Genomic DNA, 15,047 nt, shown 5'->3' with positions numbered 1-15,047 from the left:
GGTGCTCGTGACCGTCCGAACGCGCCTTCGCGGCCCGGCCTCCCGGGGCCGGGCCACCCGTTCACACGCGGGCCGACAGCCGCCGGAACGCCAGCCCCTGCCCGACCACGAGACCCAGCGTCGCCACCGCGTACGCGGCCCACAGCAGGGTGAGCCCGCCCAACCCGGCGAGCGGGACCGCGGCCAGCGCCAGCAGCCCGTAGCAGACCGCGAACGAGTACAAGGACGGCAGCGTGTTCCGGATCCCCATCAGACCCATGCCGGGCTGCGACTGCGCGGCGTCGAGCACCGTCACGACGAACAGCACCGGCAGCAGGGCGGCCACCCCGGCCCGTACCTGCGGGTCGGCGGTGAGCAGCCCCACCACCGGCGCCGACGCCACCCAGATCGCCGCGGTGCTCAACGCCACGACCGGCAGCGACACCAGGTAGCCCGCCGCCACCGAGCGCCGCACCCCCGCCCGGTCGCCCCGCCCGGCGGCCCTGGCGGTGAACGGGATCGAGGCCTGACCGGCGGCCACGGCGGGCAGGAAGGCGAATGAGGCGATGACGACCAGCAGCTGATGGGTGGCCGCGTCCGCGGCGGTGGTCCGGGCCACCGCCATCGCCAGCACGCTCATCGTCCCGAACTTGACGAGCAGGGTCGAGCCCGTGGGCAGACCCACCCGCGCGATCACCCAGACACCGGACCACCGGGGCGCGCCGCGCCAGACCGGGATCGCCCGCAGGACGGTGCGCCGGCGGACGACGTACATCGCCAGCAGCACCGTGAGGCCCCCGTCGACGAGCAACGCCACCGCCGCCCCGGCCAGCCCCAACTCCGGAGCGGGCCCGGCGCCGAGGATCAGGGCCGGGGTCAGCACGACCGCCGTCCCCGTGCTCACCAGGCTCAGGGCCAGGACGCTCCGACCACGCCCCAACCCGATGAGCAGCACGGTCATCGACGACTTCACCGCCGCCAGTACCACCCACGCGCCCATGAGCGGGGGGTAGGTCCCCAGAGCCGCCACCGTGGGTTCGGCGACCCCCAGCGGTCCGGCCCACAGCGGCACCGACGCGACGAGTGAGCCGCCCAGCGACCCCATGAGCACGGCCAGCAGAGCGCTGTGCCGCACGACCGGGGCGAGCGCGTCGGGGTCGTCCTCGTGCTCGGCGACGAAGGGCATCGACCCGCGCAGGGCGCCCTGCGTCAACATGAGCACGGGGTTGAGGACGGCGACGACCAGCGCGTGCGCGGCCAGCGCGGCGGTGCCGGCATTGCCGAGAACACCTGCGGTGACCATGCTTCCGGCCATCGTGGCCAGCATCGACAGGTACAGCGGCACGGCCTTGCCCGCGATGGCGCGCGCCAGGCGGCCGACGGATTCGGGCGGCGTGTCCCCGGGAGCGCCGCCGCCGCGGGGCGCCTCCGGCCCGGTGACCCGGGCGCCGGATCCAGGGACGGGGACGGGGGGATCGGCCGGTCGCTCGGACATGTGCTCCCTTCGACGGCGGACGGTGCTCCGTGGCGGGGTCGGTACGGAAGGTAGCAGTCGGCCCCGGACACGCGGCGGCGGCGGTCGGTGGGATCCGCGCCCGGTCGGTTGGTAGCGTGAACGCCGACACACCCCGCGCGGGCGCGGGGGATCGAGGCCGTCACGGGAGGGCACCATGGCCGAGAAGCGCGTGATCTGGTCCAAGAAGCTTCCCGAGGCGTACCGCAAACTCGACGAGGTCGACAAGGTCGTCGGCGAGCACCTCGACACCACCCTCCTGGAACTGCTGAAACTGCGTTCCTCGATCCTCAACGGCTGTGCGTTCTGCGTCGACCTGCACACCCGGCGGGCGCTGGACGCGGGCGAGACCCAGCAGCGCCTCTTCCAGGTGTCCACCTGGCACGAGGCGGGGGACCTGTTCACCGACGCCGAACGTGCCGTGCTGGCGCTCACCGACGAGATGACCCGCATGGGCGAGGGCGGGGTGTCCGACGCGACCTACACCGCCGTCGCCGGGCACTTCTCCGACGAGCAGGTGGCCGCGCTGATGACCGCCATCGCCATGATCAACCTCTACAACCGGCTCGCGATCACCAGCGGACTGCACCCGCGCAGGCGCTGAGCCGCGGTCACGGCCGCTCCCGCGAACCCCTCCCCGCAGGCGCGTGTTCGTGTGACAGTGGACCGACGCAGTCGGTTCCCTCCTGACCCCGTCAGGACGAACTCCGGGAGTTCGGCATGACCTCCGATGTCTCCGTCGACCGTGACACCACCGACCACACGATCTGCTCCCTCCTCCGGCGCAACGCCGCCGACCATCCCGACCTGCCAGCGCTGTCCTGGAAGGACCCTGACTCCTCCGAGTGGTCCACGCTCACCTGGGCCGGCGTCCGCCACCGGGTGGCCGACCTCGCCGGGCGCCTCGCGGCCCTCGGCGTTCGACCCGGCGACCACACCCTCCTCATGATGGGCAACCGTCCCGAGCACTGGCTCTGCGACCTCGCCCTGGTCCACCTCGGAGCCGTCACCACGACCGTCTACACCACCTCCGCCCCCGGCCAGATCGCCTACATCGCACGGCACAGCCGGGCCCGCCTCGCCGTGGTCGGCGACTCCGCCACCGCCGAACCCTGGGAGGACCTCCTCCACGTGGACGACGTCCCGCTCGAACGGCTCGTCGTCGTGGACGGCGCCGAGCCCGACCGGGGCCACACCGGGTTGGCGGATGCGGCCGCCGCGCCGGGGGAGGCGGCGGCCGAAGGCTGGCGCGACCTGACCCCCGACCACCTCCTGACCGTCATGTACACCTCCGGGACCACCGGCGACCCCAAGGGCGTCGCCGTGACCCACCGCGACGTCCTCAGCAACGCCGTGGCGCTGGACGCGGTCATCGAGGCGCCCCGGCACGCCGCCCACATCTGTTACCTGCCGCTCGCCCACATCGCCGAGCGCATGCTCGGCCTGTACCTGCCGCTGGTGCGCGCGTCGCACGTGTGGATGTGCGAGGATCCGGCGGTCCTTCCCGACGTCCTCAGGCATGTGCGGCCACCGCAGTTCTTCGGGGTCCCGCGCGTGTGGGAGAAGCTGGCCTCCGCGCTCCGGGCGGGCCTGGCCCGGTTGCCGGAGGACCGACGCGCCGCCGTGGACCGCGCACGGGCCGTGGCCACCGAGTACGCCGTTCACCACGAACGCGGCGGAGGGATCCCCGCCGACCTGGGCGAGCGCTTCGAGCGGGAGCGCGCCCGCGTCCTGGAACCGATCCTCGCCCAGGTGGGACTCGACCGCGTCACCTGGGCCTCCTGCGCCTCGGCGCCGATGCCCGTCGAGGTCCTGCGCTTCTGGGCCGGGCTCGGCGTGCGCGTCATGGACGCGTGGGGGCTGACCGAGACCTCCGGTGTGGCCACGGTGAACAGCCCGCGCACCGGTTTCCGGACGGGGTCGGTCGGACGTCCGATCCCTGGGACACGGGTCCGGCTCGGTGACGACGGGGAGGTGTTCGTCCAGGGCCCCTCCCTCTTCCAGGGCTACCTGGGCGCGGACGGTTCGGTGGCGTCCGCCACGGACACCGAGGGGTGGTTCGCCACCGGCGACGTCGGACGCCTCGACGATGAGGGGTTCCTGTGGATCACCGACCGCAAGAAGGAGCTGATCATCACCTCCGGGGGCAAGAACGTGTCGCCCGCCCTGGTGGAGAGCGCGCTCAAGGAGCATCCGCTGGTCGGGCAGGCACTCGCCCATGGTGACGGCCGCCCCTACCTGGTCGCCTTGCTCGTCCTGGACCCGGAGACCGCTCCGGTGTGGGCCGAGGCGCGCGGGATCGACACCGGTGGCGACGTGCGCTCCCTGGTCGAACACCCGGTCGTGGTCACGGAGGTGGAGCGCGCGGTCGAGTCCGCCAACGCGCGGCTCAGCCGCCCCGAACGGATCCGGCGCCACGTACTGCTGGCGGAGGAGTGGGGGCCGCAGAGCGGGGAACTGACACCGACGCTCAAGCTCCGCCGCAGGGTGGTGGTCGAGCGCCACCGCGCCGCGCTGGACCGCCTCTACGAGGGGTGAAGGGCGGTCGGACCGGGCCGGACACGGGAACGTCCCCGCCCGGGATGGTCGGGCGGGGACGGTGCTCCGGTGGAACGGCGCCGGGATCCGGCGAACGGTGGTCAGCCGGTCGTCTGTTCGCGTCCGCTGGACTGCTCGGTCGACCCTTGCGCGCTCTTCGCGCCGCGCGGCGCCTCGTGGGCCGCCCGGTAGCCGCTGCGGTAGGCGGCCTCCTGACGTTCGGGCTCCATCTCCTCCGCTGAGGGCCATCCGGCGGTCATGCCGTAGATCACCAGGACGTTGACGGCGATCGCGACGACCGACCACAGCGGCATGGCCACCAGGAAGGCCAGCTGGGCGATGATGTTGATCGCGGCGAGCACGACGCCGAACACCCGGGCCCAGGTGCTGCCCGACAGCACGGCCAGACCCGCGATGACGAGGACGGCGCCCCAGATGCCGAGGAGCGCGCCCCAGGCCCCGTACTCCCACACGAGCATGCCGGTCTCCGTCACCGCGTAGAAACCGGGGGTCACGAGCGCGACCACGCCCTGCACGATGTTGATCGCACCGATGACGATCATGAGTGTCGCGACGAAGAACTGCCAGCCGTTGGCGGATGATGTCCGCATGGCGTGCTCCTAACCGGCCGTCCGGACGGACCGAGGTCGGACTCCGGGTACGGCTCCACGGGTGTCACAGACGAGTGCGTTGGTACACATACCGCTCGTTCATCATCCGACAGGGTCGGTCACCGGGAGCCCAGCGTTCGTTTCGGATCCGGCAAAACCGGTCGGGACGGGACGGGGCGCCCCGAGAGGGGCCGACAGGCCTCAGGCGAAGGCGTCCACCCCCGTGAGTTCGGCGGAGAACGCCCACAGCCGTTCGGCCTGTCCGGGATCGGTGGCGTGGGAGCGCACCCCGGGGCGCGTGTCGTCGGTTCCCGCGGGCGCGGCGATCTCGCAGTCCTCGCAGTACACTCCGCCCATCCCCGCCAACTGAGGCGATGTGGCGGCCCAGACCTGCGTGGCCGCGCCCTGCTCCGGGGTCTTGAACGACGGGTCGGCCAGGTTGCCGTCCTCGTCGATCCACCCGTTGGCGACCATCTCCTCCTTGGCCATGTGGCGTTGCAGCGGGGTGAGGATCGCGCCCGGATGCAGGGAGAACGCCCGCACGCCGGACGCCTCGCCCAGCCGGTCGAGGTGGACGGCGAAGAGCACGTTGGCGGTCTTGGCCTGACCGTAGGCCTTCCAGCGGTCGTAGCCGTCCTCGAACCACGGGTCGTCCCAGCGGATCGGCGAGTTGTGGTGCCCGGCCGAGGAGACCGACACGACCCGGGCCCCGCCGTCGGCGAGGGCGGGCCACAGCCGGTTGGTGAGGGCGAAGTGCCCCAGGTGGTTGGTGGCGAACTGGTACTCCCAGCCCGGCCCCGCCGTCCACCGGGGGCAGGCCATGATCCCGGCGTTGTTGACGAGGACGTCGATCGTGCGGCCCGTGGACAGGAGGCGTTCGGTGAACGCGCGCACGCTGTCCAGGTCGGACAGGTCGAGGGTGTCGACCTCGGCGCCCTCGATCCCCGCCAGTTCCCTTTCCGCGGACTCCGGCCTGCGGGCCGGGACCACCACCCGGGCGCCCGCGGCGGCCAGGGCCCGGGTCGTCTCCAGCCCGATCCCCGAGTAGCCGCCGGTCACCACGGCCGTCCGGCCGGTGAGGTCGATCCCCTCCAGGACCTCCTTCGCGGTGCTGCGCGGGCCGAACCCGGATCCGATCGTCTTCTGCGGTGTCGTCATGCCCCGCACCCTAGGACCTGGAGCGCGCTCCAGGGCAACCACGGGGCGCGCGTCGACGCGTACCCGCGGCCGCTGGGGACGCACCTCTTTTCTTGACCGATCGTTCTCGAAAGGGTTAGGGTCACGGACATGGCGAGAACCAAGGAGTTCGATCCGGACGCCGTTCTGCGCAAGGCCGTGGACCTGTTCCGGCGCAAGGGGTACGAGGCGACCTCGATGGCCGACCTCGTCGAGCACCTGGGCATCAGCAGGGCCAGTCTGTACTCGACCTTCGGCGGCAAGCACGAGCTGTACGTGCGGGCCCACGACCGGTACGTGGAGGAGGGGGTCGACTTCGTCGGCCTGCTCTCCCAGCCCGGGCCGGTCCTGCCGGCCGTCCGCTCGATCGTGGAGCGCTACGCCGAGGACGCCGTCACCGACCGCGACGGCTGCCTCGTGGTCAACTCCGCGGTGGAGATGGCCCCGTGCGACCCCGTGGTCGGGCGCCGGGTCGAGGCCAACTGGAACCTTGTGGAGACCGCGCTGACCTCGGCCCTGACGCGGGCGCGCGCCCAGGGGGAGCTGTCCGAGGACCGAAGCCCCCGCGCGCTGGCGCGGTTCCTGCTGGTCCTGCTCCAGGGGATGCGCGTGGCCGCGCGGGGGGCGGACGACCCCGCCAGGATCCGCGACGCCGCCCGGGAGGCGCTGGCCGCTCTGGGCTGAGCGGCCAACGCCCTTCCCGGGCGTTCTCATGCCCAAATTCAAGAACGATCATTCTGGAAAAATGCTTCCTTCCGACCCAGCCAGAGCGCGCGTCGGAGGGACCGACCCGAGGAGACCCACATGACCGCGCGTTTCACCGACCGCACCGTCCTCGTCGTGGGAGGGGGCGGCGGCATCGGCCGTGCCACCGCCCGCGCCTTCGCCGGTGAGGGCGCCACCGTGGTGGTGGCCGGAACCACCGAGGCGAACCTGGCCGAGACCGTCGCGCTGATCACGAAGGACGGCGGACGGGCCGACCTCATCCGCGCCGACGTCACGCGTGAGGAGGAGGTCGAGCGCATGGTCGCGACCGTCGTGGAGCGCCACGGCGGGCTCGACGTCGCGCACAACAACGCCGGGATCCTCGGCCAGGCCGCCCCGGTCGCCGACCTGGACCCGGACACGTGGCGGCGCGTCCTGGACGTCAACGTCACCGGTGTGTTCCTCGCCATGCGCCACGAGATCGCCCACATGCGCGCGCACGGCGGCGGGGCGATCGTCAACACCTCCTCCAACATCGGCGCCCACCAGCGGCTGGCCGGAATGGCGGCCTACGGGGCCTCCAAAGCCGCCCTGAGCCACCTGACCCGCGCCGCGGCGCTCGACCACATCGGCGACGGCGTCCGGATCAACGCCGTCAGCCCCGGTCCCGTGGACGCGCCGATGTCCCTGCTCCCGGGTGAGAGCGAGGAACAGCGCGCGGCCCGGTTCGCCTCCTCCGTCCCCGTGGGGCGGATCGGCGACCTCGACGAGATCAGCTCCGCCGTGCTCTGGCTCGCCTCGGACGAGGCGGGCTTCGCGGTCGGCCACGACCTGGTGGTGGACGGGGGCGTCACGGCCTGAGCCCCTGACGCGGCGGGCCCTCTCCGTCCCGGCCTCCGCCGGCGGGGAGGCGGCCCGCCGCGCCGCCGTGCGGGTCCGCCCTCCCGGTCCGCACGGGGTCCTCCCTCCCGTCGGCCGCCGACGGGAGGGTGAGGCCCATGGTCAGGCCGCCGCCCGGGGTGGTCTCCGGCACCATCGCGCCGCCCATGGCCTCGACCAGCCCGCGCGAGAGCGCCAGCCCCAGACCGAGACCGGCGTCGTGCTCGGTGTCGCCCAGCCGCTGGAAGGGGACGAACATGTGCCCCATCTCCTGCTCCGGAACGCCGGGCCCGTGGTCGACGATCCGCACCCGGACACCGTCCTCGAAGGCCGCGGCCGTGACCGTGGGCGGGGCGTCGGGCGGGCTGAACCGCAGCGCGTTGCCGACGACGTTGACCAGCACCCGTTCGAGCAGGCCCGGGTCGGCCGTGACCAGGGGCAGCTCAGCCGGGACGTCGACCCGGACCGACCGTCCCCCCTCACCCAGCTCGTCCAGCGCGCGGAGCACGCTCTCCTTCAGGGGCAGCTCGGTGGCGGACACGCCCATCACCCCCGCCTGGAGGCGGCTCATGTCCAGCAGGTCGGCGACCAGGGCGGTCAGCAGGTCCAGGGACTCGTCGGCCGTGGCCAGGAGTTCGGCCCGATCCTCCGGGCCGAAGCTCACCTCCGTGCTGCGCAGGCTGGTGACCGAGGCCTTCGCGGAGGCCAGGGGGGCGCGCAGGTCGTGGCTGACCGCGGCCAGCAGGGCGGTGCGCATGCGGTCGGCCTCGGCCAGGGGTCTGGCCGCGGCCGCCTCGTCGGCCAGCCTGCCCTGGCGCAGAGCGAGCGCGGCCTGCGCGGCGAACGCCTCGACGATCCTCCGGTCGCCCGCGGCCAGGCGGCGGCCGTGCAGGGCGAGGGCGAGGGAGTCGTCGATGGGCACGTCCACGTCACAGCCGCCGGGGGCCGGCGACGGGGGATTCCCGACGGCGGCCACCACCGTCCACAGGTCCGGGTCCGTGCGGTGGTCCGGTCCGGCCGGCGCGGCCGGCGCGCCGGGCGACCGCTCGACCAGCGCCACCGACGTCAGGGAGAAGGTCTCCTGAAGCTGTTCGAGCAGGGCCTCCAAGGGGCGGGATCCTCGCAGAACCGCGCCCGCCACGGCCGCCAGTGTCCTGGCCTCGGCGCCGGCCTGGGCGGCCTGCCGGGTGCGGCGGGCCGACCGGTCCACCACCACGCTCACCGACACGGCCACCACGAGGAACACCACGAGCGCGAGCAGGTGCTGCGGCGAGCCGATGGCGAAGGTGCGGTACGGCTCCGTGTAGAGGAAGTTGAGCAGCAGGAAGCCGCCCAGGGCCGTTGCGACGGCGGGTCGCATACCGCCGACCAGTGACGTGGTCGTGACCGTCGCGAGTACCAGTAGGACACCGCTGGGGAACGAGCTCTCGTCGCGGGGCAGGCCGATCCCGAACACCACCAGGGGCAGCACGGTCAGCGCCAGGGCGAAGCCCGCCAGCCTGCGGCGGCGGGAGAGCGCGCCCGGTGCCGGGTCCGACCGCCGGCCCGTGTTCGTCCCGTCGTGGGCGACCAGGTGGACGTCGATCGACCCGGACACCGCGGCCGTGGTGACCCCGACCCCGGGTGAGATCATGTGGGCCACCCTGCCGCGCCTGCTGGCGCCCAGCACCAGTTGCGTGGCGTTGACCGCACGCGCGAATTCGATCAGCGCCGTCGGCACGTCCTCGCCCAGCACCTGGTGGTAGGTCCCGCCCAGGTCCTCGACAAGCACGCGTTGCCGGGCGAGCCGTGAGGGGTCGGTGCCGCCCAGCCCGTCGCCGCGCGCCACGTGCACGGCCATGAGGTCGGCGCCCTTGCTCCGGGCGGCGATCCGGGTGGCCCGGCGAATGAGGGTCTCGCCCTCGGGACCACCGGTGAGGGCGACCACGACCCGCTCGCGCGCCTCCCAGGTGGTGGCGACGTCGTGCTCGTCCCGGTACCGGCCGAGCTCCGCGTCGACCCGGTCGGCCAGCCACAGCAGCGCGAGCTCGCGCAGGGCGGTGAGGTTACCGACCCGGAAGTAGCCGCCCAGCGCCGCGTCGATCCCCTCGGGGCCGTAGACGTTGCCGTGCGCCATCCTCCGGCGCAGTGCCTCGGGGGTCATGTCGACCAGTTCGATCTGCCCGGCCTGGCGGACCCACGCGTCCGGGACGGTCTCGTGTTGGGTGACGCCCGTGATCCGGGCGACGACGTCGTTGAGCGACTCCAGGTGCTGGACGTCCACGGTGGACAGCACCGTGATTCCCGCGTCGAGCAGGGTCTGGACGTCCTGCCAGCGTTTGGTGTGGGCGCCGCCGGGGACGTTGGTGTGGGCGAGGTCGTCGACCAGGACGACCTGTGGCGCGCGTTCCAGGACGGCGTCCAGGTCCATCTCCTCGGAAGCGCCGCCGCGGTGGGTGACGGTCCGGCGCGCGACGACCTCCAGACCCTCGAGCATCGCCGCCGTCGTGACGCGCCCGTGCGTCTCGACGAAGCCGACGACGACGTCGGTTCCGCGGCCGAGGCGCCGGTGCGCCTCCTCCAGCATCCGACACGTCTTGCCCACGCCGGGCGCGGCGCCCAGGTAGATGCGCAGTCGGCCACGTTCCATCGGTGCGGCCCCCTCTCCGGGAACCCATTCTTACGTCGCTGACCGGGCATTTCTGACGGATTGCCGCTAACGAACCGCTAATTTCCGGCCCTGAGGCGCTAAGAGGGCATTGTCGCGCTTGTCGGGCCTGGTCACGGTCCTCCAGAGTCGATCCGGTGCCCGCCCGGTGCCGTCGCGCGTGACCCGGCGGCGCCACGGCATACCATCGTCTCCGCACGAGAAGCCCGAAACGGACGCTGACCTGGTGTTCCGTTCGGGTGGAGGACTGAACGCCCCCATGGACACGACACACCACATCCTGGTCGTCGACGACGACCCGCGGATCCGCAAGACCCTCGAGGTGAACCTGAGGGCACGCGGTTACACCGCCGACCTGGCGGGAACCGGTGAGGCCGCGCTGCGCCTCGCGGCCCGGCACCACCCCGACCTCGTCCTGCTCGACCTGGGCCTGCCCGGCCTGGACGGGCTGGACGTCGTCCGTGGGCTCCGCGGCTGGTCGGGTGTGCCGATCGTCGTGCTGTCGGGACGCGACACCGAGGCGACCAAGGTGCGCGCCCTGGACCTGGGCGCTGACGACTACGTCATCAAACCGTTCGGCATGGACGAGCTGTTCGCCCGGGTCAGGGCGGCGATGCGGCGCTCCACGCCACCGGAGGAACAGGCGGTGGTGGAGACCGCCGACTTCACGGTCGACCTGGCGACCAAGCAGGTCCTCCGGGCGGGCACGCGGGTCCGCCTGACCCCGCGGCAGTGGCACATCGTGGAGGTCCTCGCCCGGGAGGCCGGGCGCCTGGTCACCTACGAGCACCTGCTGCGCGAGGTGTGGGGTCCGGCCTACGGCCGCGAGACCAACTACCTGAGGGTCTTCATGACCCAGATCCGGCAGCGGCTGGAGCCCGACCCGCCGCGCCCGCGCTACTTCATCACCGACCCCGGTCTGGGGTACCGCTTCCTCCCCTCCGGGGCGGCGGGCGGCGGCCTCGGCGGCGCGGAGGGCGCACGCGGAGGCCGGGAGTGATCACGCGGGGTCGGGGGCGCGTGGGGTCGCGCCTGTCCCGGCTGCGGTTGAGGGCGCGCGGACGGGCCGACCGCGCCCTCCGGGGGCTGTCCGGGTGGGCGAGGCCGCCCCAGCTGACGGCCGGGGCGTTCGCCTCGGTGATCCTGGTCGGCACGGTCCTGCTGTCACTGCCCGTCGCCACGGAGACGGGGGAGGCGCCCCCGTTCGTCACAGCACTGTTCACCGCGACCTCCGCGGTGTGCGTGACCGGCCTGATCGTCGTGGACACACCCGTGTACTGGTCCACGTTCGGTGAGGTCGTGATCCTGGCACTGATCCAGGTCGGCGGCTTCGGCATCATGACGCTGGCCACGGTGCTGACCCTGGTGGTCGGCCGCAAACTCGGGCTGCGCATGGCCGTGCGCGCCAGGTCGGAGGCCAAGGCGCTGACCCTGGGGGACGTACGCCAGTTGGTGACGGGCGTCCTCCTGGTGACGGTCGTGGCGGAGTCGATCCTCGCGGCGGTCCTCTGGCTGCGCTGGTGGCTCGGCTACGGGGAGCCCGTGGGCCACGCCCTCTACCTCGGGGTGTTCCACGCGGTCTCGGCCTTCAACAACGCCGGGTTCGCCCTGTTCTCCGACAGCCTCGAAGGGTTCGTGGCGGACCCGTGGATCAGCGTTCCCGTGGCGCTCGCGGTCATCGCGGGCGGTCTGGGCTTTCCCGTGTGGGTGGAGCTGTGGTGGTTCACCCGCAAGGGACGCAAGGCCTACCGCTGGTCCCTGCACGCCAGGATCACCCTGACCACCACCGCCGTGCTGCTGCTGGTCGGGTTCGTCGCCTTCCTCACCCTGGAGTGGAACAACCCGGCCACCATGGGCGTGCTCGACCTGCGGGGCAGGATCCTCGCGGCGTTCTTCCAGGCGGTCATGCCGCGCACGGCCGGGTTCAACAGCCTGCCGTTCGGCGAGATGAACACCTCGACCCTGCTCGTCACCGACATCCTGATGTTCGTCGGCGGTGGCAGCGCCGGGACCGCGGGCGGGATCAAGGTGACCACCTTCGCCCTGCTGGCCTTCGTGGTCTACGCGAACGTGCGCGGCGAGCCGAGCGTCCACGTGGCCGGCCGCCGTCTGGCCACGGGAGTCGCCTCGCAGGCCACCACCGTGGTCCTGCTCGCCGTCGGCCTGGTCATGACGTCCACCCTCGCGCTGATGATGATGACCCCGTTCACGCTCGACCAGATCCTGTTCGAGGTGACCTCGGCCTTCGGCACGGTCGGCCTGTCGACGGGCATCACGGGCCAACTTCCGGCGGCTGGGGAGGTGCTCATCGTCTTCCTCATGTTCGTGGGCAGGATCGGTCCGATCACCCTGGCCTCGGCGCTCGCGCTGCGTCGGCGCGCGCGCCGCTACGAACTCCCCGAGGAGCGCCCGATCGTCGGTTAGGCGGTGTCGCCCCGCGGTCGTCCACAGGCGCCGAGCGGATCCGTTGACCCCCATACCTCCCGGTCGGTATTTTGCGTTCCGGTGCGGCCCCGATCCGCGCCGAGAGGAGACCCGCGTTTCATGAGCGACCACATCCCCGGGGACACGGTGAGCACCGGCGACGCCCGCCGTGCCTGGCAGTCCCTGGAGCCCTACCACTCCATGATCTACTTCTCGCCGGAGGCCACCGCGGCCTACGAGGAGCTGGGTCTGAAGGCTTGGGCGGCCTACTTCGGCCCGCGCGCCGCCGCGATGGGCCCGGTGTCGGCCGAGGTCGTGGCCGCCACCTTCTACAACTTCAACCCCGAGATCGTCCGCTCGACCGTCCCCCAGGTGTGGGAGCTCGCCGCACCCGAACGGATCCTCGCCGCTCGCCACGCCGCCGCGGACGCCACCCTGCGCCGCGTCCTGGGTGACACCGTCGACTCGCCGGAACTCGCCCGCGCGGCCGAACTCGCCCGCCGCGCGGCCGCTGCGGTGGCCGACGACGTCGCCGGTCGCCCGCTCTACGCCGCCCACGCCGCCCTGCCCTGGCCGGAGGAACCGCACATGGTCCTGTGGCACGCGCAGACCCGGCTGCGCGAGTACCGCGGCGACGGTCACGTCGCCGCCCTGGCACTGGCGGGCCTGAGCGGGTTGGAGGCCCTGATCACGCACGTGGTGGCCGGAAACGCCCTGCCTACGAAGCTGTTGAAGACCACCAGGGCGTGGTCGGACGAGGAGTGGGACCGGGCCACGGAGCGACTGCGCGAAAAGGGGTGGATCACCGACGAGTCCGATCCCGCGCTGACCCCCGAGGGGCGGCGGCGCAGGGACGAGATCGAGGAGGCCACGGACCGGTCGGCCCGTGCGCCCTACGCGGTCCTGGGCTCGGACGGCTGCGCGGAGCTGGCCGAACTCGGCGCGCCGCTGTCACGGCCGCTGATCGAGGAGCTCATGCCCTGGAGGGCGGCCAAGCGTTCCTGAGCGCCCAGGACCGGCCGGACGGCGCGCGACGCCGTCCGGCCGGTTCACTGCTCGAGGTCGGTCTTCCTCTGGAAGTACTCCTCACGGGAGATCTCGCCCGTGGCGTAGCGTCGTCGGAGTTCGGCCAGCGCGGAGTCCGTCACCGACGGACCCGGTGCGGCCGCGCCCCGGGAGCCTCCCGACCGGCCCAGCCAGACCGCGAGCACCACCACGAGGGCGATGAGGAGGAGGGCGCCGAGAGCCCAAGCGCCCATCGCCCAACCGCCCATCAGCCACGGGTTCATCATTCCCGGACCCATCGGCCACGGATGGTCTCCCCAGCCATCCCCGTTCGCGGGGACGGACAGTAGAATCTGCCACATGATGGCTCCTCACTCCGTCCGGGTGCGTCCATCAGGAGGAACTCCCCCTCCACGCTACTCCCGGGCGCGCGGTCGGCCCAGGGCGCTCCCGGACGCGGAGACGACGAGGGGCGCGCTCCGGAGGGGTCCGGAAAGCGCGCCCGAGGAACGTCACGACAAAGCTCAGCCGCCGAAGACGGGGTAGTGGTCGGAGTAGTCCTCGTAGGTGTAGGACCGGCCCCACGACCAGACCGTCCACGGTTCGCTGTGCACGTCGCGCGTTTCGTTGACGTAGGACGCGGGCGCGGCGGAGTTGCGGATCGGCAGCACGTGGTCGAGGTGCTCCGACGGCCAGTCCGGGTAGTTGTAGCGGGCGATGGAGTTGGTCTCGGTGTCCCAGGAGTAGGGGGCGCCCGCGTGGGTCGGCTCGACGGCGTCGAGCCGCTTGAGGGCCTGCTCCCACTCCTGGCCGCCGCCGACGATGTTCAGGTCACCGGCGAGGTAGACGGGTTCGTCGTCGGGGACGGTGGCGTCGACGAAGTCGCGGATCTGGCCCAGTTGGTGGGTGCGGATCTCCTCGTCCTCACCGTCGGAGCAGGCGCTGTCCTCCGACTGCATGTGGGTGCCCAGGACGTGCAGGGGGCCGTCGGGGGTGTCGAGCTCCACGTAGGCGAAGCCCTTGTTGGCGAACCAGTCGGAGCCGCAGGCGCGGGTGAAGATGTGCTGCTCCCGCCGGGTGATCGGCCACGTGCTGTGGATGCTCACACCGCCGTTGGTCGTCGTGTAGGAGCGGTAGCCGGAGGTTTCGTCCCAGCCGTCGCGCGAGCGGCCGACCACGGGGGTGCCGTGCGGGTACTCCTCGGAGATCCCCTCGCGCAGGATGGCGGCCGAGGAGTTGTCGAACAGCTCCTGGAGCACCACGACGTCCTGGCCGGAGACGACGCCGTCCTGGACGATCAGGTCGGCGCGGATCGACTGGCCCCAGTTGGGGTAGAGCGCGGTGGGCAGCAGGTAGGCGTTGTAGGTGGTGATGCGGGGTGTCCGTCCGTCGTCGGCTGAGGCGGGGACGGCCGCGACGAGGAGGGGGATGAGTGCGGCGAGAATCATGGGGGCAATTCGTCTGTACACGAGGGCACAGCCTGACCATCCCAGAACGCTAACCGGGCACCAGTGGGTTACTTGTCGGTAGCGAAAGCGTGGCCGTTGGACCCCCGTGACCCGTCCCTTCA

Annotated in this window: 13 protein-coding genes; 7 read left to right on the top strand and 6 right to left on the bottom strand. The window is 72.4% G+C overall.

What is annotated here, in order from left to right; genetic code table 11:
• Positions 1-61: 61 nt before the first annotated feature.
• Positions 62-1,474, bottom strand: a complete 1,413-nt coding sequence (locus KIK06_RS13705) for an MATE family efflux transporter (protein ID WP_268643417.1) — start codon at positions 1,472-1,474, stop codon at positions 62-64.
• 175 nt (positions 1,475-1,649) lie between these two features.
• On the opposite strand from KIK06_RS13705, the gene KIK06_RS13700 reads away from it, so the two are divergent.
• Both KIK06_RS13700 and KIK06_RS13695 read left to right on the top strand, forming a co-directional pair.
• A complete protein-coding gene (locus KIK06_RS13700) occupies positions 1,650-2,096 on the top strand; it encodes a carboxymuconolactone decarboxylase family protein (RefSeq protein WP_017597927.1) in 447 nt (148 codons plus the stop codon).
• A 116-nt stretch (positions 2,097-2,212) separates the two neighbouring features.
• Positions 2,213-4,030, top strand: a complete 1,818-nt coding sequence (locus tag KIK06_RS13695; RefSeq protein ID WP_268643415.1) for an AMP-dependent synthetase/ligase — start codon at positions 2,213-2,215, stop codon at positions 4,028-4,030.
• Between the two features lie 101 nt (positions 4,031-4,131).
• Here the strand turns inward: KIK06_RS13695 and KIK06_RS13690 are convergent, their stop codons facing one another.
• Together KIK06_RS13690 and KIK06_RS13685 are read right to left on the bottom strand one after the other, a co-directional pair.
• Complete coding sequence (locus tag KIK06_RS13690; protein WP_017597929.1) at positions 4,132-4,641, bottom strand: DUF7144 family membrane protein; 510 nt, start codon at positions 4,639-4,641, stop codon at positions 4,132-4,134.
• 201 nt (positions 4,642-4,842) lie between these two features.
• Positions 4,843-5,799, bottom strand: a complete 957-nt coding sequence (locus KIK06_RS13685; RefSeq protein WP_268643413.1) for an SDR family NAD(P)-dependent oxidoreductase — start codon at positions 5,797-5,799, stop codon at positions 4,843-4,845.
• Positions 5,800-5,928: 129 nt separating this feature from the next.
• Between KIK06_RS13685 and KIK06_RS13680 the strand changes: the two genes are divergently transcribed.
• Both KIK06_RS13680 and KIK06_RS13675 read left to right on the top strand, forming a co-directional pair.
• Positions 5,929-6,501, top strand: a complete 573-nt coding sequence (locus KIK06_RS13680) for a TetR/AcrR family transcriptional regulator (RefSeq protein ID WP_017597931.1) — start codon at positions 5,929-5,931, stop codon at positions 6,499-6,501.
• A 120-nt stretch (positions 6,502-6,621) separates the two neighbouring features.
• Entirely contained in the window at positions 6,622-7,383 is a 762-nt protein-coding gene (locus KIK06_RS13675) for an SDR family NAD(P)-dependent oxidoreductase (RefSeq protein ID WP_268643412.1), read from the top strand.
• Here KIK06_RS13675 and KIK06_RS13670 read toward each other — a convergent pair.
• Complete coding sequence (locus KIK06_RS13670; protein WP_268643410.1) at positions 7,373-10,030, bottom strand: sensor histidine kinase; 2,658 nt, start codon at positions 10,028-10,030, stop codon at positions 7,373-7,375. The two genes, KIK06_RS13675 and KIK06_RS13670, sit on opposite strands and share 11 nt — an antisense overlap.
• Before the next feature lie 277 nt (positions 10,031-10,307).
• Between KIK06_RS13670 and KIK06_RS13665 the strand changes: the two genes are divergently transcribed.
• From KIK06_RS13665 to KIK06_RS13655, 3 genes are all read left to right on the top strand, one after another.
• Positions 10,308-11,048: a response regulator gene (locus tag KIK06_RS13665; RefSeq protein ID WP_268643409.1), complete on the top strand. Its 741-nt coding sequence runs from the start codon at positions 10,308-10,310 to the stop codon at positions 11,046-11,048.
• Positions 11,045-12,472, top strand: coding sequence for a TrkH family potassium uptake protein (locus KIK06_RS13660; RefSeq protein ID WP_442789770.1), 1,428 nt, complete (start codon positions 11,045-11,047; stop codon positions 12,470-12,472). Before KIK06_RS13665 ends, KIK06_RS13660 begins: the two co-directional genes overlap by 4 nt.
• 120 nt (positions 12,473-12,592) lie before the next feature.
• On the top strand, positions 12,593-13,477 hold the full coding sequence (locus KIK06_RS13655) for an SCO6745 family protein (RefSeq protein ID WP_268643407.1): 885 nt from the start codon (positions 12,593-12,595) through the stop codon (positions 13,475-13,477).
• A 44-nt stretch (positions 13,478-13,521) separates the two neighbouring features.
• On the opposite strand, the gene KIK06_RS13650 is transcribed toward KIK06_RS13655, so the two are convergent.
• Both KIK06_RS13650 and sph read right to left on the bottom strand, forming a co-directional pair.
• Complete coding sequence (locus KIK06_RS13650; RefSeq protein WP_442789769.1) at positions 13,522-13,839, bottom strand: SHOCT domain-containing protein; 318 nt, start codon at positions 13,837-13,839, stop codon at positions 13,522-13,524.
• A 162-nt stretch (positions 13,840-14,001) separates the two neighbouring features.
• Positions 14,002-14,925, bottom strand: coding sequence for a sphingomyelin phosphodiesterase (gene sph / locus KIK06_RS13645; RefSeq protein WP_268643406.1), 924 nt, complete (start codon positions 14,923-14,925; stop codon positions 14,002-14,004).
• Positions 14,926-15,047 lie beyond the last annotated feature (122 nt).

The organism is Nocardiopsis sp. EMB25 (genome assembly GCF_026797795.1).
Taxonomy (GTDB): Bacteria; Actinomycetota; Actinomycetes; order Streptosporangiales; family Streptosporangiaceae; genus Nocardiopsis; species Nocardiopsis lucentensis.
The sequence above is the reverse complement of the archived record's forward strand: the minus strand, read 5'-3'. Positions and strand labels throughout refer to the sequence as shown.

Coding starts and splice junctions, on each gene's coding strand:
- KIK06_RS13700 (WP_017597927.1), top strand. CDS start 1,650: ATGGCCGAGAAGCGCGTGATCTGGTCCAAGAAGCTTCCCGAGGCGTAC.
- sph (WP_268643406.1), bottom strand. CDS start 14,925: ATGATTCTCGCCGCACTCATCCCCCTCCTCGTCGCGGCCGTCCCCGCC.
- KIK06_RS13650 (WP_442789769.1), bottom strand. CDS start 13,839: ATGTGGCAGATTCTACTGTCCGTCCCCGCGAACGGGGATGGCTGGGGA.
- KIK06_RS13680 (WP_017597931.1), top strand. CDS start 5,929: ATGGCGAGAACCAAGGAGTTCGATCCGGACGCCGTTCTGCGCAAGGCC.
- KIK06_RS13675 (WP_268643412.1), top strand. CDS start 6,622: ATGACCGCGCGTTTCACCGACCGCACCGTCCTCGTCGTGGGAGGGGGC.
- KIK06_RS13670 (WP_268643410.1), bottom strand. CDS start 10,030: ATGGAACGTGGCCGACTGCGCATCTACCTGGGCGCCGCGCCCGGCGTG.
- KIK06_RS13685 (WP_268643413.1), bottom strand. CDS start 5,799: ATGACGACACCGCAGAAGACGATCGGATCCGGGTTCGGCCCGCGCAGC.
- KIK06_RS13655 (WP_268643407.1), top strand. CDS start 12,593: ATGAGCGACCACATCCCCGGGGACACGGTGAGCACCGGCGACGCCCGC.
- KIK06_RS13705 (WP_268643417.1), bottom strand. CDS start 1,474: ATGTCCGAGCGACCGGCCGATCCCCCCGTCCCCGTCCCTGGATCCGGC.
- KIK06_RS13690 (WP_017597929.1), bottom strand. CDS start 4,641: ATGCGGACATCATCCGCCAACGGCTGGCAGTTCTTCGTCGCGACACTC.
- KIK06_RS13695 (WP_268643415.1), top strand. CDS start 2,213: ATGACCTCCGATGTCTCCGTCGACCGTGACACCACCGACCACACGATC.
- KIK06_RS13665 (WP_268643409.1), top strand. CDS start 10,308: ATGGACACGACACACCACATCCTGGTCGTCGACGACGACCCGCGGATC.